This is a genomic window from Streptosporangium sp. NPDC000396 (assembly GCF_042898655.1).
Taxonomy (GTDB): Bacteria; Actinomycetota; Actinomycetes; order Streptosporangiales; family Streptosporangiaceae; genus Streptosporangium.
Window position 1 is genome coordinate 22963 of sequence record NZ_JBIAZA010000031.1, and the last position, 19706, is coordinate 42668.

Genomic DNA, 19706 nt, shown 5'->3' on the forward strand with positions numbered 1-19706 from the left:
CCCCGGGCATCGGGACGGGAGGCGGCAGGGGTGACGGGCGGGCAATACGGTCTTCCGAATATCCCGATTCGGCCCTAAGTGTTCCCGTCCGTAGAGTTGTCCCCCACACGATCGTCAAGGGGAGTTCTACGCGTGAGTTCGACCTCGGAGGCCACCTCGCCCCGGGCCGGGGGCCTGGGCTATCTGATGTTCGCCAGCCGGTGGCTGCAGGTCCCGCTGTATCTGGGCCTGATCGTGGCGCAGGGCGTCTACGTCTACCAGTTCATGGTGGAGCTCTGGCACCTGATCTCCGACGTTGTGCACGGGCCGTTTCCCACCGGCTACAAGCCCGAGGTCGCCGTGATGCTGGCCATACTCGGGCTCATCGACGTGGTGATGATCTCCAACCTGCTGATCATGGTGATCATCGGCGGTTACGAGACCTTCGTCTCCCGCATCAACCTCAACGACCACCCCGACGAGCCCGAGTGGCTCTCCCACGTCAACGCGAACGTGCTCAAGGTCAAGCTGGCCACCGCGATCGTCGGCATCTCCTCGGTCCACCTGCTGCAGACCTTCATCAAGGTCAGGGAGACCCCCAACGACAAGATCCTCTGGCAGACCCTGATCCACCTGGCCTTCGTCGCCTCCGCCATCGGCCTGGCCTTCATCGACCGCCTGCTGCGGACCTCCCCCGCCGAGCGCACCCACGCCTGACGCCGTCCCGGCCCGATCTTCGCTTCCGTACGGTTTCCGTTCCCGTACGGAAGCCGTACGGCCGGTCAGAACTCGTCCGCGCCGGCGACCTGGCCGATGGGGAAGACATGACGGGAGGCCGCGCAGACCGTCTCCAGGACGTGAACCGGCGTGCCGTCGTCGCCATAGCTGGCACGCAGGATCCGCACGATCCACTCACCGGGTTCGAGCCGCAGGTTCTCCGCCTCGAACCCGGTGGGCGGGCGGGCGACGAGATGCTCCTCCGCGTGGCCGAAACGGTGGCCGAGGGCCTCGATCCCGGCCTGCAGGCTCGGCCTGACGAAGCCCGGAGCGCAGATCGGGGTACCGCCGAAGACGTCGAGGCGGAAATAGCTGGTGGCGATCCGCACGGGCACGTCGTCGGCGAGCAGCATCTTCCGGCGGGCCAGGATCTCGGTCCCGGGCTCGACGCACAGGGCGGCGGCGACGTCGTCACCGGCCGGCTCGGGACCGACGTAGAGCATGCGGCGATCCGCGCGGATGCCCTGCTCACAGGCCTCCGTCACGAAGAGCGACGCCGAACCGCGTACGGCGGGCGCGGTGGGGAGCGCACGCCGGACCACCACTCGGGACCCCCGGCGTGGTTCCGAGGATGCGCCTGCGGCGCCCCTGACGCCCGCTGGTGGCATTTGGGACGCCTGGCCGGGGATGACGCCGAGCTGCCGCGCGATCGCCTCCTGGCTCGCCCCAGCGGCCTCGGCCTCGGCGAAGGCCTCGCGGCGGAGCCGGGCGAACTCGGCGATCAGAGCCTGCTGCTCGGCCATGGCGCGGCTGAGCGCCCGGGCTCGCTCGATCGGGTCGCCGATCGCGGCGAAGTCGGCTGGGGTCCTGTCGTCCACAAGCGTCTCTGATTTTCCTGGCGGGCGGGTGGTCCAGGCCGACTTTAGCTCCCCGGAGCCCATCAGCCGAGGTCAGGTCCCGGCGAAGGCGCCGCAGGAGATGGACGAGGAGCCTCGCGGGGCGGCGGGGAAGCCTCGGGGCGATCAGTAGGCCGGGACGGCCTGGCGCCTGCGGCGCAGGACCCACGCCGCCACGATCCCGCCGGCCAGCCCGAACAGGTGCCCCTGCCAGGAGATGCCGGGATCGCCCGGGAGCACGCCCCAGATGATCGAGTAGTAGGCCGCCGCGACGCCGAGGCCGATGACGATGTCCAGGACGCGGCGGTCGAACAGGCCCCGGGCGACGACGAAGCCGAAGTAACCGAAGACCAGGCCGCTCGCGCCGACCGTGACGATGGCGGGTGAGCTGGTGAACCAGACGCCCAGACCGCTGACGACGATGATGATCAGGCTGGCCGCCAGGAAACGGCCGAGCCCGCGCAGCGCGGCGAGGAAGCCGAGGACCAGCAGGGGCAGGGAGTTGGCCATCAGATGGCCGAAGCCCGCGTGCAGGAACGGGGCGAGGAAGATGCCCGTCAGGCCATCCGGGCTCCAGGACCTGATGCCGTAGGCGTCGAGGTTGACGGGCAGCACATAGTCGATCACCTCGATCGCCCACATACCCGCGACCAGGACGATGACGAGCATCGCGGCACCGGCGGCGCCCGCGGCCAGGGTGCCTGCCTTTCGCTTGAGGCGCTCCCCTGAGGACGAGCCGGTCGGGGTGATCCCGGACACGTGATCGTTCATGCACTCTCCTGGCCTTCGGAGCGGTCGCGTGGATGTCAAGTGCCCCCGCCGCACTCGACCACACCTTTACCGTACGCACTGCCGACCACGAACGCGCCGGGATACCGTACGCACTTTCGACCGCGAGCGCGCCGGGCGTGACCGCGTGGACCACGCCCGGCTCCGATCACGCCAGGCTTCGACCGCCCGGCCGCCGGACCATCTGGCCGCTGACGACCACTGACGACCGCCGCCGGCCGTTCGTCAGCCGGCGGCGGCCGGCGGGAAGGCTATTCGCCCTTCCACTGGGGGGCACGCTTCTCGGCGAAGGCCGCCGCGCCCTCCATCGCGTCCTTGGAACCGAACACCGGGTTGATGATCGCGCCCTGCTTCTCGAACATCTCGTCGATGCTCCAGTCGGCGGACTCGACGATCACCCGCTTGGTCGCGGCGAGCGCCAGCGGGGCGTTCGCCGCGATCTTCTTGGCCAGTTCGAGCGCCCTGGCCAGCGCCTCGCCCGCGGGCGTGACGTGGTTGACCAGGCCGACCTCGTGCAGCCGGGAGGCCGGGAAGTGCTCGCCCGTCAGGGCGATCTCCATCGCGATGTGGTACGGAATGCGCCGCGGCAGCCGCATGATGCCGCCCGCGCCCGCGACCAGGCCACGCTTGGGCTCCGGCAGCCCGAACTTGGCCTCCTCGGAGGCGATGATGATGTCGCAGGCCAGCGCCAGCTCACAACCACCGGCCAGAGCGTAGCCCTCGATCGCGGCGATGATCGGCTTCTTCGGCGGCGCCTCGACGATCCCGCCGAAGCCCCGGCCCTCCACCACCGGGAAGTCACCGGTCAGGAAGCCCTTCAGGTCCATGCCCGCGCAGAACGTGCCACCCGCGCCGGTCAGGACGTAGACGGCGACGTCTTTGCGCTCCTCCAGCGCGTCCAGCGCCGCGGCGATCCCCCGGGCCACCGCGCCGTTGACGGCGTTCCTGGCCTGGGGGCGGTTGATCGTGATGACGGCGACGCCGGCGTCGACTTCGACCAGAACCTCGTCAGACACCGATGCCTCCTACTTGGGCTGGAAGCGGATGCCGCCGTCGAACCGGACGACCTCGGCGTTCATGTAGTCGTTCTCGATCAGCGCGCGCACCAGGTGCGCGAACTCCGAAGGCCGGCCCATGCGCTTGGGGAAGACCACCGGCGCCACGAGCTTGGCCTTGAACTCCTCGGCGTTGGCCGCGAAGCCGTAGATCGGGGTGTCGATGATGCCCGGGCAGACCGTGTTGACGCGGACGCCGATGGCGGCCAGGTCACGTGCGGCCGGAACGGTCATGCCGACGATGCCGCCCTTGGACGCCGAGTAGGCCACCTGGCCCGTCTGGCCCTCCAGCGCCGCCACCGAGGCGGTGTTGATCACCACGCCGCGCTGGCCGTCCTCGTCGACCGGCTCGGTCTTGGCGATGGCCGCGGCGCCGATGCGCATGAGGTTGAAGGTGCCGATCAGGTTGACGTCGATGACCTTGCGGTAGGAGGCCAGGTCGTGCGGCGAACCGTCACGGTTCACCGTCCGGGTGGCCCAGCCGATGCCCGCGCTGTTGACCACGACACGCAGCGGCTTGCCCGTCGCCACGGCCGCGTCCACCGCCGCCTGCACCTGCTCCTCGTCGGACACGTCGGTCTTGACGAAGACCCCGCCGAGCTCGTCGGCGAGTGACTTGCCACGCTCCTCGTTGAGGTCGGCGATGACCACGGTGGCACCGTGCGCGGCGAGGTCGCGGGCCGTGGCCTCGCCAAGACCGCTGGCACCGCCCGAGATGATTGCTGCTGCTCCGTTCAGGTCCATGAGCGGACTTTAACGCGGAGACCGAATGAAGTTCTACTCGGGGTGGGCTAAATCTCTCCGACGGCGCTGCCGACGTCGGGATAGACCTTTATCCGCCGGTCGAGCCCCGTCGTTCGCAGGATCCGCGCCACCGGCGCCTGGGGTGCGGCCAGGCAGACCCCGCCGCCCTCTCCCGTGGCCAGCCGCCATGCCTCGATCAGCACGGACAGGCCGCTGGAGTCCATGAACGACAGCGCGGTGAGATCGAGGACCAGCCGGGGGCTGTCGAGCTTGATGGCGTCACGGACCTCATCCCGTAGGAAGGGGGCGGTGAACAGATCGAGTTCGCCCTCGACGGCCACCACCACGGCGTCGCCAACGGCGCGGCGGGCCAACCGCAACTTCATCAGTCCTCCTCGCGCCCATGAGGCAGACCCACTTTACTTTGCCATCACCGCGTGGGAGGTCTTGCGACTCCACGATCATTCAACTGGATCAGGAGATAGCGACACAAACATCACATATCACCGGCATCCATTTCAAGATCGAACGTGCGCCCACGCGCGCGCACTCCTAACAGCTGCCCAATTAAGGGGGCGCGAAGCCGTACGGCAGCTCAAGCCGGTGGGCGGCGAGCAGCTCCGCGTCGGCGAGGATCTCCCGGGTCGGCCCGTCGGCGGCGATGACGCCTCCGGAGAGGATCAGTGCCCGGTCACACAGCTCCAGCGCGTAGGGCAGATCGTGGGTGACCATCAACACGGTCACGTCGAGGCTCCTCAGGATCTCGGCGAGCTCACGGCGGGAGGCCGGGTCCAGGTTCGACGACGGTTCGTCCAGCACCAGGATCTCCGGCTCCATGGCCAGCACTGTCGCCACCGCGACCCGGCGGCGCTGGCCGAAGGACAGGTGGTGCGGCGGCCGGTCGATCGCCTCCAGCATGCCCACGCGGTCCAGCGCGTCCTTGACCCGGCGCTCCAGCTCCTCGCCCCGGATCCCGAGGTTGGCCGGGCCGAAGGCCACGTCCTCCCGGACCGTCGGCATGAAGAGCTGGTCGTCGGGGTCCTGGAAGACGAGCCCGACCCGCCGCCGGATCTCCTTGAGCGAGTCTTTCGCCACCGGCAGTCCGGCCACGGTCACCGTGCCGTGCCCGGCGGTCAGGATGCCGTTGAGATGCATCACCAGCGTGGTCTTGCCCGCGCCGTTCGGCCCGAGCAGCGCGACCCGCTCCCCGCGCCCGATTTCGAAGTTCACGCCGAACAGCGCCTGCGTGCCGTCCGGATAGGCGTACGCGAGACGGCTCACCTCAAGCGACGGCGTCATGCCAACCCCCATGTCCCGAGCAGCGCCACCAGCGCCGCGCCCGGCAGCACACTCGCGACCAGCCATTGCCGCGACGACGCGGACAGGTCCTGGATGATCGGCATCGAGCCGGTGTATCCGCGGCTGAGCATCGCCAGATGCACCCGTTCTCCTCTCTCGTAGGAGCGAATGAACAGCGCTCCCGCCGACCGGGCGATCACCGGGATGTGCCGCACGTCCTTGGCCACGAAGCCCCGTGACTCCCTGGCCACGCGCATCCGGCGCATCTCGTCCAGGATCACGTCCATGTAGCGGAGCATGAACGTGGCGATCTGCACCAGCAGCGGGGGAAGCCTGAGCCGCTGCGCGCCCAGCAGCATCAGCCGGGGCTCGGTCGTGGCCGCCAGCAGGATGCTCGCGACCACTCCGAGGGTGGCCTTGGCCAGGATGTTCCACCCGGCCCACAGACCCGCCACGCTGAGCGACACCCCCATGAAGGACACCCGCTCGCCGAACCCGATGAACGGGATCACCAGCGCGAACAGCACGAACGGCAGCTCGATCACCATCCGCCGCAGCACGAAGGCGAGCGGGAGCCGCGCGGCCAGAGCCACGGCGACCAGGATCAGGGCGTAGAGGGCGAACGCCGCGAACCATTCGCGCGGGGTGGCCACCACCACCAGGGCGAAGCAGGCCACCGCCACCAGCTTGCACTGGGGAGGCAGCCGGTGGACGGGCGTGTCGCCCGGCCGGTAGAGCTGATGGTGATGACCCGCTCCCATCAGGCCGGGACTTCCCGCCTGGTACGGCGGCGCACGGCGAAGAACAGGCCGCCGCCGACCGTGAGGGTCACGCCGACGCCGACCAGACCCGCCACTCCGACCGGGATGCCGCCCGCGTCACCGTAGTCGGCCAGCGGCTGCCCGCCCAGCGCGTGGTCGGTGGCCTGGCCGATGAAGCCCTTGTCCTCGGCGACCCGCTCCAGGCCGTCGGGCGAGGAGGAGGCGTAGAAGCTGACGAACCCCGCCAGCAGCGCCGCCACCGCGATGCCCGTCGGCAGGAACCAGCCCAGGCGCCTCGGGGCGGCCGGGGCCGGCACCTCCTGCGGGACGAGGGAGTCACCGGCGGCGTCGCGCAGGATCAGCGGGGCGGCCAGCCCCCGCGCGCCGTACACCAGGTCGGGCCGGACCGCCAGCACGGTGCTGACCGTGACCGCGGTGATCAGTCCCTCGCCGATGCCGATGAGCGTGTGCACGCCACCCATGGCCGCGGCGACCGTGCCGACCTCGATGGGCGCGGTGCCTCCGATCCAGAACAGCAGGGCGAAGGCCAGCGCCGCGGCGGGCACCGAGACCAGCGCGGCGACGAACGAGGCCGCGGCGACGGCGGCCCTGTTCCGCACGCTCCGGGTGATCAGGCGGAAGACCGTCCAGCCGATCACGACGGCGACGATGCCCATGAGCGTGATGTTGATGCCCAGCGCGGTCAGGCCGCCGTCGGCGAAGAAGAACCCCTGCACGAGCAGGACCACGGCCATGCACAACACGGCCGTATAGGGTCCGACGAGGACCGCCGCCAGAGTGCCACCGAGAAGGTGGCCGCTCGTGCCCGCGGCGACCGGGAAGTTGAGCATCTGGACGGCGAATATGAAGGCTGCCACCAGACCCGCCATGGGGGCGGCCCGGTCGTCGAGCTCGCGGCGGGCGCCGCGCAGGCAGACCGCCACCCCTGAGGCCGCGACGACCCCGGCTGAGAGCGACACGGCTACGTTGAAAAAGCCATCGGGTACGTGCACGACAAGCCTCCGGAATGCGGAATCGCCCTTTACTTTAGGCCATGGGCTTGTAGTTGCAAATAAGTGGCATTAACGCAGGAGCCGCTGGAGGAAGGCCCGGGGAGTGAAGGTGCGCACGACCGCGCTGAGCCGCCCCTTCCCCGCCGTGGCGTAGGGCCGAACGCTCCGCCGGACCAGGCCCCGCCACCACGTGCGCGGCGGCACGATGCTCTCCGCCGACGCCTCGATCCGGAAACGCGTGGGCGGGCCTCCCAGGTCCAGCTCCAGGTAGGCGTCCCAGGTGCCCGGTCCCAGCCGTCCCACCGCCTGCCGGGAGGCGAACGCGCCGCCGTCCCTGACCGCGACCGGTTCACGCCGCTCCCGCCCCGACCACCGTTCTCGCCACACCAGATGCCGTACGGCATGCCTGCCCGGCGTGGCCGTGCCCACGACGACCTCGCCGTCGAGCGCCAGCCGGTGCCCGAGCATCCAGCGGGTCCGCGTCAGCCGCACGCTGCCGGGCACGCTGACCACGTGCCCGCCGATGTCGAGGCTGAGGTTGCCGTGCGGCCGGGTGAAGTAGGGCAGGACGACGACGCCGTCGACCACGCGGGGCACCGGCTGGGCTATCCGCTCGTCCCGGTCGGAACCGAGCCGCGCGAGACGCGTGACCCCCTCACACTCGACGTTCACGTAGACGTCCCAGACGCCCGAGGGCAGACCGGCGACGTCGATCAGAGCGGTGAACCCCTCGCCGTCGCCGGTCACGGGGAGCGCGAGCTCGGCGGGCGGCTCGGGGGCGTCGCTCCGCAGCCGCAGCACCAGTCCGACGCGGCCCACGGCGAGCTCCGGGCGGTCGCCCCGCTCCAGCGCGCTCAGCGAGACCCGGCCGGAGACGAGCAGCCGCCCCTCCTGGCCCCAGCGGAGTTCGGTGAGCTCCCGGCGGACCACGGCTGATTCGACGTGCGCCAGCCGTACCAGGCGGTCGATGTCCTGGAGCGCGGCGATCCGGCTCCGGTCGATGGCGGGCAGCCGGTCACGGACCCCTTCGGTCAGCCACCGCTCGCACATGTCGGCCACCTCGGCGGCGATCTCCTTGCGCTGCGCCTCCCCCGCCTCCAGAAAAGGCCTGCCCAGGTTGCTGAAGGCGTCCATCCGGAAGTGACGCCGGAGGAGGTGGTCACGGAGCGAGCCGGGCCGTACATGGCAGACCATCAGCTCGATCGGCCGCTTGATCATCCGCAGCCAGGAGACCGGGTCACGGCTCCCCGGCTGCTGCATGATGCTGGTGCCGTCGGAACGGGCCACCAGGTGGTAGCAGTCGTAGTCGGCGACCACCGAGATCACGTCGGCATGACAGTAGGCGTGGGTGGTGAAGATCACATCCTCCCCCACCAGCAGGGTCTCGTCGAAGCGGATGGTGTGCCGCTCCAGCATCTCCCGGCGGAACAGCTTGAAGCAGCTCAGGCTGTTGTAGACGGCGCTGTCCCCGAGCGGCGCCCGATCGGCGTTCTCATGGAACATCGAGGCCGGCGCCCTGCGGTCGTGCCCGACGATCTTCCCGAGGACCACGTCCGAGTTGTTGCGGTCCGCCATCGCGAGCATCCGCTCCAGCGCTTCGGGACCGAGATAGTCGTCCGCGTCGCAGAAGAACACGTATCTGCCGCGGGCGTGGGAGAGCCCGACGTTACGGGGACGGCCCGCGCCGCCGGAATGCTCCTGCCGGACGACCCGTATGACGCCGCGGTGATGGGAGGCGTAGAGGTCGAGCAGCTCGGCGCTGCCGTCGGTGGAACCGTCGTCCACGACGACGATCTCCCTGCTGACCCGCTGGACCAGCAGGGAGGTCAGACACCTGTCCAGATAGGGGCGGCAGTTGTGAACGGGAACGATCACACTGACGTCTACGTCGGAACGGCTCGCGTCCTGCGCCGTGGCCACACCGTCATATCCCGTGCGGACTCGCTCAAGGATCGTCCCCGCCACCGCCGCGCCCCTCACCGGTCACTTTCCGATTGCATGGCGCTTCAGTATGTGACGAAGAGCCGTCCGTGCGCGGCCGATCCACGGTGTTGGTTCCCCCACCTGCACGCTGAGGTTGCCGTACCTGGTGAAAAGCAACTGGTTCGTCCTGCTTGCGCCCTTGAACCTCGGCGCTCCGTGCTGTTCGGCGTTGAGCCGTATCTCGCGTACCAGCCCCTGGTTCCACACCCGCACGTGCACGTCCCATATGCCCAGCGGCACCTTGTCCGCCACGCATTCGAACCTTCCGCTCTCCTCACCCTGAGGGCCGGTCTCCTCCTGAGAGCCGGCCTCGCCCTGGGATCCGGCCTCGCCCCGGGATCCGGGCGGGAGCACGAGCTCTATGAGGTCGTCACGCCGTCGCAGGACCAGTTCCGCGCTGCTCGGCAGCCCGGCCGGCTCCAGGCACGCCACCCCACCGAACGTGACGGTCCCGCGGTCGAGACGGGCCTCCTCCAGCCGGACCACCGGCCTGACCCTGTCGGTGATCTCAAACAGCTCGTCGGGGATGGCGGCCTCGTCGCGGAAATGCGGATACCCGGCGAACACCCGGTCTCCGTCGAACACGGCCTCGCGGTGCGCCCGCACGGCCGTGTAAGTCGCGATGTCGTCCAGTTCCCGGCGCAGGCCGTGCCGGAGGCAGTAGGCGCGCAGGGCCTCCCATGGCGGCAGCCGCTTCATGATCCATTCGGTCATCCAGCGATCGACCAGCGGCTTCGCCAGGTCGAAGACTTGGTCGCGGGTCTTCTGGTCGAACCCACGCCATCGCGGGCCGAACCGGCTGAGCACCTCGTTCTTGAAGTGCCTGATCATCAGCCGGTCCCGGTTCAGTCCGTGCGGGGCATGCCATCCGACGAGCTCCATCATCTCCCCGACCTGCGGCAGCCTCTCCAAAGGATGCACGCCCGACCTGGTCACGTTGTTCACGCCCTCGCGCCAGGTCAGGTAATAGCAGTTGTAGTCGGCGACCACCGAGATCACGTCGGCGTTGAAGTAGGCGCGCGCGGTGAACGGCTGATCCTCACCCGACCGGATGTGCTCCGGGAACCGGAGCGCGTGTTTCTCGATCAGCGCGCGGCGGAACAGCTTCTGCGCCGAGAGCGTGTAGTAGATGTGGTCCCGGTAGAGGTCGGCCCGATCCCGGTTCTGGGTGAACATCGACCGCGGCACCACGCGCCCGTCGACCCCGACCATCTTCCCGAGCACGATGTCCGAACCGTTCCGGTCGCCCATGGTCACCAAACGCTCCAGCGCCTCCGGGCCCAGGTAGTCGTCGGAGTCGAGGAAGAAGACGTATCGCCCGGTCGCCAGATCGAGGCCGGTGTTCCGCGGCTTGCCCGGCCCGCCGGAGTGCGCCTGGTGCACCACCTTTATCTCCGGATATTTCATGGCATATTCGTCGAGTATCCTCCCGCTCTGATCCGTCGACCCGTCGTCGACCGCGATCACCTCCAGTGCATCCATCTCGATGCTCTGCCACACCACCGAGTCGAGACACTCAGCCAGATACGCCTCGACGTTATAGACAGCGATGATCACTGACACCGCAGGAACTTTCACGGCAACCCCCCTCATGTGGGGATTCCCCTCTATCAGGCCGCCACTCCCAGGAACACCTGCGGTAACGCACGCCCCATGAATTGACGGCTCCCCCCTGTGACGGCCCGACATGAGGGAAAAGGTTCAGCGGGCGATCCGGTAGGCGCGGATGATCATCTGGTCGACGGTGTTGCCCGAGATGTCGGTGGATCTGGCGCGCAGCGACACGAACCCGTCCGCCGCCGGATGCCGCAGGATGAGCGTGCCCTTCCCGCCGAACCGCAGCACCTTCGCCGCCTGCCAGGTCGCGCCGTCGTCGTAGGAGACGTCGACGGACAGGTTCCGGACCGCGCCTGCCGAAGAGCCCGGCTGTGTCCGCACGGTCAGCGGTACGTTGAACACCTTTCCGGCCGGTGCGATGTTGTGCTGGTCCAGCTGCGGGGAGAATCCGATCACGGACAGCGGCAGCGCCACCCTCGTGCCGTCCTGGCCCATGGCGGAGCGGAACGTCCAGACGACAGACATGCGGGTGGACAGTGCGGACGCGGGTCCTCGCTCGGCCTCGGCCACGAGGCGGTAGCCCGCGTCGCCGGACGGCACTTCGAACCGCGCGAACGAGTTCGGCTCATCGGCCACGAGCCGCCCGTCACGGTAGAGGGCGATGTGCTGCTTCGTCGTCTGCGAGTATCCGCTGCGCCCGGCTCCATCGCCGAAAAGCGGCGGCTGAGTGGTGATCACGTTGTCGGTGCGGGTGACGACAGGCTCGTCGATGCCATTGATGAGGGATGGCCCGAAAACACCGCGGTTCCACTTCTCGGTGTAGACACGCCTCGCGTCGTACCGGATCGGAGGCGAGGTCATGTCCCCGCCATCGGTGTAGTCGGATGCGAACTCCACGAAAAGGTGCTTCCAGCGGATCCCGCCGTCGGTGTTGACGTACTCCGTGTGAGTGAAGGGCGTGGAAAACTCCGTCACGAACAGGATGTTGAAGAACTGGCCCTCGGCAGGCCAGGCGCCGCTCCCGGCCTGGGCGAGCGCGCCGGTCCGCTGCACGCCGTAGTCCCTGCGGATCGTCGCCAGGTCCTTCTGCTCGACCTGCCTGCTGAAGCCCGTGGGCACCTTGCCTCGCAGGAACCACGCCAGCCGGTAGACGGAAGGGCTGTTCTCCGTGCCACCGCCGGGATCCGGCGTGGCCCAGGACCCGGCGACTTTGGTGAGCAGGTCGTACGTGCGGTCGGGGCCGAGCTGCGCGGTGAACATCCGGTCGAACGAACCACCGGTGAAGCCCATGTAGTACGGCCTGCCGTCGAGGGTCTCACCGGAGTACGTCACCTCGCCGAGCAGGGGGGTGGCCGCCGTGTCCGGCACGCCGACGGAGATCGGGCGGCCGAGGCGCTGGTCCAGCACCAGAGTCTGCGCGGCGTCCACTCGCAGGCCCGGATGGACGAGCATGGTGACGCCCTTGTCGTCGACGGTCCTGCTGTCGACGATGTAGGTGCCCTTGGGAAGCCTGAGGGTGATCGTGTCGTCTCCTTGCCCGATCTGCACGGGAGTCCAGTCCTCTGTCTTGACGTCGGTCCTGTAGACGGACGTCAGGGCGTTCCCGGAGGGCCGGCCCTCGCGGTCGAGGCGCCGCAGTGTCAGGTCGTAGCTCTCGACCTCCTTGACGACGGCGACAGGCGTGCTGACCGATATCCCACTCTCCGCGGTCGCCTCGAGATAGCCACCGAGGAATCCGTCCGCCACGTCGCCGCGCGTGTCCGCGGTGACGGACGCCTCCGCCTCACCTCCCGCCGGCACGGTGACCGTGCCGGGACTCACCGTGAAGAGCGACGCGGGCAGGGGCTTGCCGCTCTTGTCGATCGCGCGCGTCGCGAGCCGCAGCGTCACCGGTGCGGAGCCGGTGTTGCGGTAGGTCACCTTCCTGGTGACCGGCTGGTCGTCTCCGTGCGGCCACGCCTGCAGGCCGAAGCTCAGAGAGCCGGGTGCGGCCGTCACCGACTGGGACGTCACACGGGCCACGTCGACTCGTCCGGCGCCCTGGGAGAAGACTCCGGTGTCCGGCTGCGGGCGGGCGCTCGCCATCAGTGCCGCCTTCAGCGTCTCCGGCGTCCAGTCGGGATGCCGGCCCGCCAGGATCGCGACCGACCCGGCGACGTGCGGGGTGGCCATCGAGGTACCGGACATGACCGTGTACGAGCCCTCGCCCGGGGAGTCCTTGCTCCGCGCCGCCTGGATGGAGACCCCCGGCGCGGTGATGTCGGGTTTCAGCGCCGAGTCCCCGGCGCGGGGGCCCCGGCTGGAGAACCTCGCGAGCCGGTCGGACTTGTCGACCGCCCCGACGGTGAGCGCCGCGTCGGCGCTGCCCGGGGAGGTGACGGTGCCGTCCCCGCCGAAGTTGCCGGCCGCCATCACGAAGAGGATGCCGTACCGCTCGGTCAGCGTCTGGACGGCCTCCTCCAGCGGGTCGAGCCCTGGAGCGTCCGGGAGGCCGAGGCTGACGTTCGCGACCCTGGCACCCTGCTCCGCGGCCCACTGCATGCCCGCCAGAATCGCCGACTCGTCGCAGAACTCCGTGGCGCACACTTTGGCGTCCAGCAGCGTGGCGCCGGGTGCGACCCCGCGATACACCCCGCCGGAGGCCGCGCCGCTACCGGCGATCGTCGAGGCGACGTGGGTGCCGTGCCCGATGAGATCGCGATCGTCGGAGTCTCCGGAGAAGTTCTCCCGCGCCGCCACCTTGCCGGCCAGGTCGGGATGGGCGGCGTCGATGCCGGTGTCCAGGACCGCGACCTTCACCCCGATTCCGGTGTATCCCTTCTCCCAGGCGGCGGGTGCGCCGATCTGCTTGACGCTGACGTCCAGCGGCAGTCTCGCCTTGCCGTCCAGCCAGATCTTGGCCGTCGGCGCGGACAAGGCGCGGGAGGCGGAGCCGCCGGTCAGGTCCTTCCAGAAGCGGGCGCCATCCGCCTTGCTCTGCCGTACGGCGATGCCGTTCACGGCGGGCAGGTCGCGCGTCACCGTGGCGCCCTGCGCGGCCAGGTGCGGTCGCAGACCGCTCTTCGCCGCCGTACCGGAGCCCGCGACGATGAGCGGCAGGTCGGCTCTGCGGTCGTCGTAGCCGAACTCCAGCAGCGTCGTCACGTCGAAGAGCCGGGGGTCGAGACGGTCCTCGCGCAGCAGGGCGAAGGCGTCGCTCGGGACGACCCGAAGCCGCCCGCCGATCTCCTGCGTGGCGAACGTGACGGCCTCGCGGCCCTTGCCGGGAGTCACCTGGACGCCGTCTCCCGCGACCGTCACACGATCCCCTGTGATCAGCGTCACCGTGCGGATCGGCCCCGCCGTGATGCCGGTGGGGGGAACCGCCGCGGTGGGACGCGCACCGTTCGTCCCCATGCTCCCGGCGGCTCCCGCCGTGGCAGGTGCGGTTCCCATACCCGCGATCAGCAACGCGGCGGTGAGCGAAACGGCGGCCCGGCTCCCACGTGCGGCCCTCACGCCGGATTCTCCGTCGCCTCAACGGCCCGGCGGGCATCCGCTTCCAAGGGGGGTGTCATTGATTGTCCTTTCTGCGAGTCACACTCCTTCTTGGCGGGACGCGCGTCGCTTCTTCACGGAACCCCGGCCGGGCTCCTCGGCCGTTCCCGCCTTCGGACGAAGACCGTGCGAGGCGTGAAGAAGAATCTGATGTTTCGCGAAGTAGGGGTGTGACCCAACGAAAATCGCCGTTGACGGCCGCTCCGATCGCATGGTGGTGGCCCCGCGTGGCGTTCCTGCGGGAAGAAGCGAAGGAAATCGCATGAGTGCGCTATGGGACGTGAGCGATCCCCCGCAGGAAGCCGAGGACGCACACGTGCTCAAGGAGTCCCTGCGCGTCCCCGAGCGGTTCGGGGTGCTCTACGACCGCTACTTCACCAAGATTCACCGGTACGTCGCCGGGAGGCTGGGCACGCAGACCGCCGACGACCTGACGGCGGAGATCTTTCTCGCGGCCTTCCACAGCCGGACCGGCTTCGACACGCGCCGTGGAGTCGTCCGCGGCTGGCTGTACGGCATCGCCACCAACGTCGTCGCCCAGCACCGCAGACACGAGTCGCGCCAGTTACGGATCCTGCAACGGGCGTCAGCGGACGACGAGGTCGATGCCGGGCACGAGGACCTGGTGGCCAGCCGCCTGACGGCCGCGGGCGTGCAGGGGCAGCTCGCGTCCGCTCTGAGCGCGATACCGGACGCCGACCGCGACGTACTGCTGCTCCTTGCGCTGGCTGAGCTCAGCTACGAGGAGATCGCCCAGGCTCTCGACATACCGGCGGGCACCGTTGGTTCCCGGCTCAACCGTGCCCGCAGGAAGTTGCGAATGGCCCTGGGCGGCGTCAACCCCATGTTTGGAGATTCAGATGGATGACCTGACCGCGCTCCGGGAGCTGTTCTCGGTACCGCCGCCATCACCGGAGGTGATCGCCGACGGCAAAGCCCGGCTCGCCGCCGCCTTCACCACCCAGTCCGACTCCCCCCGCACACCCCGGCAGACCCTCCCGAGGAGCGTCCAGATGGCCGTCGTGCCCCCTCTCCAAGACAGTGACGACACCACGGCAAAGACCGCCCGGACCCGGAGAGCGGCGCGGACAGCCCGGTGGACCGCCCTTGGCATGGGCCTGCTCGGCGCCGCGGCCGCCGTGACCTTTGTGGTCGCCTCGGGAGTCCCGGCGCAAGGTCCGCGACCCGCACCTCTGGCGTCGTCCTCGCACTCGCCCGGGCAGCCCGTCACGAAGCTGTCGGCCAAGGAGATCCTTCTGGCCGCCGCAGACTCGGTCGCCAAGACGCCTGTGGACGGGGCGTACTGGGTGCGCAGCGGTGTCAGCGGCCATCAAAGACGCGACCCCAGTGGCCGCTACACCCTCCAGCTGGCCACTTCGGTGGAGATATGGGTCCCGCAGGTGCCGGGCAAGCGCACGTGGGTGATCAGGCAGGACCTGGGGACCAAGCCGGCGACGCCGCAGGACGAGGAAGCATGGCGGGCAGCCGGCTCTCCGCAGAGCTGGACGATTCCCGGGAAGAGCATCACCGAGGGCGGCAAATCCATCCGGACGCCGGATGTGACGCTGCGGGCCAAGCCGGGCGAGCGCGAGGCCATACGAGATGACAGCGGCAAGACGTTGACCTTGCTGGGCACGCCCATGACGCCGGCCGCGCTGAGAGGGTTGCCGACAACCCCCGAAGGACTGCGGGACCATCTGGAACGGCTCATCACCAAGGGGTACGGCGCGGAACGCGTGGACATGAACGCCGAGCTCTACGAGACCGGCGTGCAGCTCATCATGAGATTCCCGGTCTCTCCGGAGGTGCGGGTCGCGGCGTACCGCATGCTCGCCTCGCTGCCCGGTGTGACGGCGCAGGGCGAGGTCACCGACCCGCTCGGCCGCACCGGCCAGGCGGTCAGCCGGCAGGGGGGCCCCAACGAGCAGTCCCGGTTCGTGGTGGACACCGCCACGGGGCAGCCACTCGTGTTCGAGTCGACCTTCACCACCGAGGGCGAGCAGCACACCACCTATGAGGTGATCAAGAAGACCGGCTGGACCGATGAGGAGCCCGAGCTTCCCGCCCGCCGGTACAGCACCGACTCACTGCCCGGCCCGACGTCCGGCTGACGCCGCCAGACCCCGGCTGGAGCCGGATGACCATTCCCGCAGTTGGTGTTTCGCGGTTCGGAACCGTACTCCGAACCGCGAAACACCAGCTGGAGAAGGTCGTATCACTCCACGGGGCAGCCCTTCGGCAACCGCTGCTCCAGCTCTGTGGCAACCTTGTTCAGCCGCACCGGTTCCGAGCCCACCCGCACCAGAATCTTGTCGAGGAAGGCCTCCGCGATCATGACGAACCGGGGATGGCCACACCGCGCGTTTTCGAACAATCAGGAGAAGCAGGCTCCGCCCGCTCCGCTTCACCCCGCCTCGCATTCACACCGGCGAACGAGGAGACCAGTCCCATGCCGCACGAACTGAACGCCCCCGGCACGGGACTCACCGAATTTCCCGCCCCCACCGGTGACCCGGCTCAACTGCGCCGCATCGACCTGGCCTGGAACGAGCTGACCAGTCTGCCGCCATGGATCGGACGGCTGTCACAACTGGTGGACCTCCAGCTGGACGGCAACCGGCTGTGCGACCTGCCGGATCTCCACGGTCTCACCGCCCTGCGCACCCTCCACCTCGACGGCAACGCGCTGATCCGTTTCCCTGACGGCGTCCTGAAGCTGCCCGAGCTGCGGACGCTTTTCCTGTACGGCAATGCGATCGGCGAGCTTCCCGAGAACATCGGGCGGCTGCGGAACCTGCGGCACCTGGCCGTCGGCGGAAACGCCCTGAGCTCCGTACCGGAGTCGCTCTGGCGACTGACCGGCCTCGTCTCCCTGAACCTCGCGGAGAACGCGATCGCCGAGATCCCGGAGGCCATCGGCGGGCTCACCGAGCTGCGCATGCTGGACCTGGGCCACAACGCGCTGACCCGCATCCCCGAGGCCGTCGGCGACCTCCACAACCTCACCGACTACCTCTACCTGAGCGACAACCACTTCGCCTCGGTCCCCGCGTCCCTGGGAAAGCTCACCCGGCTCACCTACCTGAACCTGACCGACAACCGCCTCACCGGCCTGCCCTCGGCCATCGGCGGCCTCACCGCCCTGCGCGAGCTCCGGCTCTACGGCAACCGGCTACGCGAGATTCCCGAGACCGTCGGCCGGCTCCGCGACCTGCGCGAACTTCACCTGATGAACAACGCCCTCACCGGTCTTCCGGCCTCCGTCGGCGACCTGTCCCAGCTCCGCCTGCTGGACCTGCGCAACAACCGGTTGACGTCACTGCCCGCCTCCCTGGGCCGCCTGACCAGGCTCACCCACCTGGACCTGCGCAACAACCGGCTCCGCGAGATTCCCGACAGCCTGGCCGACCTGCCGGCCCTCGAGAAACTCGATCTGCGCTGGAACAAACTCGACGGCGACCCGGAGGTCCTCCACCGCCTGGTCCAGCGCGGCTGCGCCGTACTCCGCTGAGATCGGTCCGGCGCCGGCGAGGCCGCCCCTGAGGCGAGTCACGACTACCTCGGCTACGCGGAACTGGAGAAGCTGCACGCCGCGTGGCGGAAGACGTGTCCCAGGGCCGTTGTCGAAGGCACCGTACGTTCATGGCCGTTGCCTTCGGGCAACTACGACTGATTCCTGCCGTGAGCGCCTCACGCCGATCGAGCACTGCCGTGAACACGTCGCAGTACCCGGCGCAGCCAATGCTGGAAAACTACGGGAATGAACCATCAAATGATCGCAAGCAAGGTTGTGCCGTGGATCCCCATCCCTCACCGGCTGGAGGTCTTCCTCTCCGATCGGCTTCCTCCCGTTGAGCAGATCACGACCGCCTTCGTCTTCGCCGTCGACAGGTCAGGCCGGACCCTCCTGACCTACGTCGAGCGAGACAAGCGAGGATGGGACCTGCCGGGCGGTCATCTCGAAGCCGGGGAAGCGCCCGTCGACGCCGCCGTCCGCGAGCTGGAAGAAGAGACCGGCCTGCGGCTGAAGTCTGATCAGCTCTCCGTCTTCGCCTGGAACCGGATTCAACTGACAGGGCCGGTTCCGGACGACTACCCCTATCCCCCGCTGGCGTTCATGGTCATGTTCGTGGCGCGGCTTGCCGGGGACGGCCCCGAGACCGTGCCTGCCCCGGGCTCGGAATGCAGCCGCGCGGCGTGGCTGACTCCCGCGGAAGTGGAGCAGGCGTGCTCCCAGAAGACCTGGCTGGCCGTCCACCGCGCCCTGACGACACAGAACACACCACCCGCACCTCCTCTGCCCGCTCAATAACCAACCGGCCAGACCTGACAGGTGTCAGTCGATGCCGTTGGGCGTTCCCAGGCGAAGCCGGTTTCCGTCAGGGTCCTGGAGTTCGATCTCGCGTGCCCACGAGGCGTCCTCCACCTGGACGCCGAACTCGGCGGCGACAGCGTCGACGTCACGGACCCGGAGATAGATCAACGTGCCGACACGGGCGTCGCCCTCGTGCTCGGACAGAAAAAGCCGCACGTGGCCCCGTGCGACTTCGACGAACGCCGGGAAATCCGGCTGGAAGCGATGTTCCCACTGCTTGGCGAAGCCCAGACGTTCGTACCAGTCGACCGCTTTCCCGGCGTCCCTGACGCGAAGGATGGGGATGACCTCTTCGTCCACGAGGTCATCATCCCAGTCCCCAGAGCAGGGAAGCACTGCCGAAAAACGCCGGGCCGCCGCCCGCATAGAAGACGCCGCCGCCGAGCAGGCGATGCGAGCAGGCTGGAGCCGGCCGCAGGTCGCCGAGACGCTCGGCGTGACGCGCCAAGCGGTCCACAAAAAGCACGCCAGGCGGCTTGTCTCCGCCGGTGTGACGCTGAGGAGACGATGACGATGGCCGCCATCGACGAATACATCAACGCGATCATCGAGCTGGGAGGGCACGATGCGCACCACGACAGGTCGGCGACGATCGAGGCACACCATCTCCTGCTGGCGATCGCCACCAAGGAGGAAAGCACCACCCGCCAGGTCCTGACCTCAGCCGGGCTCGATCACCGAGCGATCCGCGAAGCGCTGGATCGCGAGTTCGAGCACAGCCTGAACGCGGCCGGGGTGTCTCTGGCCGCCTTCGACCTCCCACGGCCGAGCAACATCGGCAAGCCTCCGACACAGCTGGGAGCCTCGGCCAAGCTCGCGCTCGAACGAGGCTTCGCGTCCGTTGACCGCAAGAGGGATCTGCGACCGGCGCATCTGCTGCTCGGGATCCTGCAGGCACAGGTCGGCACCGTGCCGCGCGCGCTCGCCCTGGCCGGTGTCGACCGGACGGAACTGGTCGCGCACCTCCTGCAGACGCTCACCCCTGAGAGCGAATAACGACC

General features: G+C 69.0%; 19 protein-coding genes. 6 read left to right on the top strand and 13 right to left on the bottom strand.

Going from position 1 to position 19706, the window contains the following annotated elements; all coding sequences use genetic code 11:
- The first annotated feature begins 132 nt into the window (after positions 1 to 132).
- Positions 133 to 696, top strand: coding sequence for a TIGR00645 family protein (locus tag ACFY2X_RS36805; protein ID WP_389947700.1), 564 nt, complete (start codon positions 133 to 135; stop codon positions 694 to 696).
- 65 nt (positions 697 to 761) lie between these two features.
- Here ACFY2X_RS36805 and ACFY2X_RS36810 read toward each other — a convergent pair whose 3' ends face one another.
- The 11 genes from ACFY2X_RS36810 to ACFY2X_RS36860 form a co-directional block, all read right to left on the bottom strand.
- Positions 762 to 1574 carry a UTRA domain-containing protein gene (locus tag ACFY2X_RS36810; protein WP_389947701.1) on the bottom strand — a complete coding sequence of 271 codons (813 nt, stop codon included), beginning with the start codon at positions 1572 to 1574 and terminating at the stop codon, positions 762 to 764.
- 144 nt (positions 1575 to 1718) lie between these two features.
- Complete coding sequence (locus ACFY2X_RS36815; RefSeq protein WP_389947702.1) at positions 1719 to 2363, bottom strand: rhomboid family intramembrane serine protease; 645 nt, start codon at positions 2361 to 2363, stop codon at positions 1719 to 1721.
- 269 nt (positions 2364 to 2632) lie between these two features.
- On the bottom strand, positions 2633 to 3397 hold the full coding sequence (locus ACFY2X_RS36820; RefSeq protein WP_389947703.1) for a crotonase/enoyl-CoA hydratase family protein: 765 nt from the start codon (positions 3395 to 3397) through the stop codon (positions 2633 to 2635).
- A 9-nt stretch (positions 3398 to 3406) separates the two neighbouring features.
- Positions 3407 to 4180, bottom strand: a complete 774-nt coding sequence (locus ACFY2X_RS36825) for an SDR family oxidoreductase (RefSeq protein ID WP_389947704.1) — start codon at positions 4178 to 4180, stop codon at positions 3407 to 3409.
- A 47-nt stretch (positions 4181 to 4227) separates the two neighbouring features.
- Positions 4228 to 4566: an STAS domain-containing protein gene (locus tag ACFY2X_RS36830; RefSeq protein ID WP_389947705.1), complete on the bottom strand. Its 339-nt coding sequence runs from the start codon at positions 4564 to 4566 to the stop codon at positions 4228 to 4230.
- Positions 4567 to 4747: 181 nt separating this feature from the next.
- Complete coding sequence (locus tag ACFY2X_RS36835) at positions 4748 to 5479, bottom strand: energy-coupling factor ABC transporter ATP-binding protein (RefSeq protein ID WP_389947706.1); 732 nt, start codon at positions 5477 to 5479, stop codon at positions 4748 to 4750.
- The gene (gene cbiQ, locus ACFY2X_RS36840) at positions 5476 to 6240 is read right to left on the bottom strand and encodes a cobalt ECF transporter T component CbiQ (RefSeq protein ID WP_389947707.1); all 765 of its coding nucleotides are present in this window, start codon (positions 6238 to 6240) and stop codon (positions 5476 to 5478) included. Before cbiQ ends, ACFY2X_RS36835 begins: the two co-directional genes overlap by 4 nt.
- Positions 6240 to 7253, bottom strand: a complete 1014-nt coding sequence (locus ACFY2X_RS36845) for an energy-coupling factor ABC transporter permease (protein ID WP_389947708.1) — start codon at positions 7251 to 7253, stop codon at positions 6240 to 6242. Before ACFY2X_RS36845 ends, cbiQ begins: the two co-directional genes overlap by 1 nt.
- 69 nt (positions 7254 to 7322) lie before the next feature.
- Entirely contained in the window at positions 7323 to 9218 is a 1896-nt protein-coding gene (locus ACFY2X_RS36850; RefSeq protein ID WP_389947709.1) for a glycosyltransferase family 2 protein, read from the bottom strand.
- A gap of 18 nt (positions 9219 to 9236) precedes the next feature.
- Complete coding sequence (locus tag ACFY2X_RS36855) at positions 9237 to 10799, bottom strand: glycosyltransferase (protein ID WP_389947710.1); 1563 nt, start codon at positions 10797 to 10799, stop codon at positions 9237 to 9239.
- 138 nt (positions 10800 to 10937) lie between these two features.
- On the bottom strand, positions 10938 to 14291 hold the full coding sequence (locus ACFY2X_RS36860; RefSeq protein ID WP_389947711.1) for a S8 family serine peptidase: 3354 nt from the start codon (positions 14289 to 14291) through the stop codon (positions 10938 to 10940).
- 301 nt (positions 14292 to 14592) lie between these two features.
- Here ACFY2X_RS36860 and ACFY2X_RS36865 point away from each other — a divergent pair, with 301 nt between their 5' ends.
- Both ACFY2X_RS36865 and ACFY2X_RS36870 read left to right on the top strand, forming a co-directional pair.
- The gene (locus ACFY2X_RS36865; protein WP_389947712.1) at positions 14593 to 15198 is read left to right on the top strand and encodes an RNA polymerase sigma factor; all 606 of its coding nucleotides are present in this window, start codon (positions 14593 to 14595) and stop codon (positions 15196 to 15198) included.
- The gene (locus tag ACFY2X_RS36870) at positions 15191 to 16441 is read left to right on the top strand and encodes a CU044_5270 family protein (RefSeq protein ID WP_389947713.1); all 1251 of its coding nucleotides are present in this window, start codon (positions 15191 to 15193) and stop codon (positions 16439 to 16441) included. The genes ACFY2X_RS36865 and ACFY2X_RS36870 overlap by 8 nt, the downstream gene beginning before the upstream one ends.
- 104 nt (positions 16442 to 16545) lie before the next feature.
- Here the strand turns inward: ACFY2X_RS36870 and ACFY2X_RS36875 are convergent, their stop codons facing one another.
- Positions 16546 to 16704 (bottom strand): hypothetical protein, encoded by a 159-nt coding sequence (locus tag ACFY2X_RS36875; RefSeq protein WP_389947714.1) that lies wholly within the window; start codon positions 16702 to 16704, stop codon positions 16546 to 16548.
- A 75-nt stretch (positions 16705 to 16779) separates the two neighbouring features.
- Between ACFY2X_RS36875 and ACFY2X_RS36880 the strand changes: the two genes are divergently transcribed.
- Positions 16780 to 17841, top strand: a complete 1062-nt coding sequence (locus ACFY2X_RS36880) for a leucine-rich repeat domain-containing protein (RefSeq protein WP_389947715.1) — start codon at positions 16780 to 16782, stop codon at positions 17839 to 17841.
- A 261-nt stretch (positions 17842 to 18102) separates the two neighbouring features.
- Positions 18103 to 18642, top strand: coding sequence for an NUDIX hydrolase (locus ACFY2X_RS36885; RefSeq protein ID WP_389947716.1), 540 nt, complete (start codon positions 18103 to 18105; stop codon positions 18640 to 18642).
- 24 nt (positions 18643 to 18666) lie between these two features.
- On the opposite strand, the gene ACFY2X_RS36890 is transcribed toward ACFY2X_RS36885, so the two are convergent.
- A complete protein-coding gene (locus ACFY2X_RS36890; protein ID WP_389947717.1) occupies positions 18667 to 19005 on the bottom strand; it encodes a glyoxalase superfamily protein in 339 nt (112 codons plus the stop codon).
- A 213-nt stretch (positions 19006 to 19218) separates the two neighbouring features.
- Between ACFY2X_RS36890 and ACFY2X_RS36895 the strand changes: the two genes are divergently transcribed.
- Positions 19219 to 19701: a Clp protease N-terminal domain-containing protein gene (locus tag ACFY2X_RS36895; RefSeq protein ID WP_389947718.1), complete on the top strand. Its 483-nt coding sequence runs from the start codon at positions 19219 to 19221 to the stop codon at positions 19699 to 19701.
- The last annotated feature ends 5 nt before the right edge of the window (positions 19702 to 19706 follow it).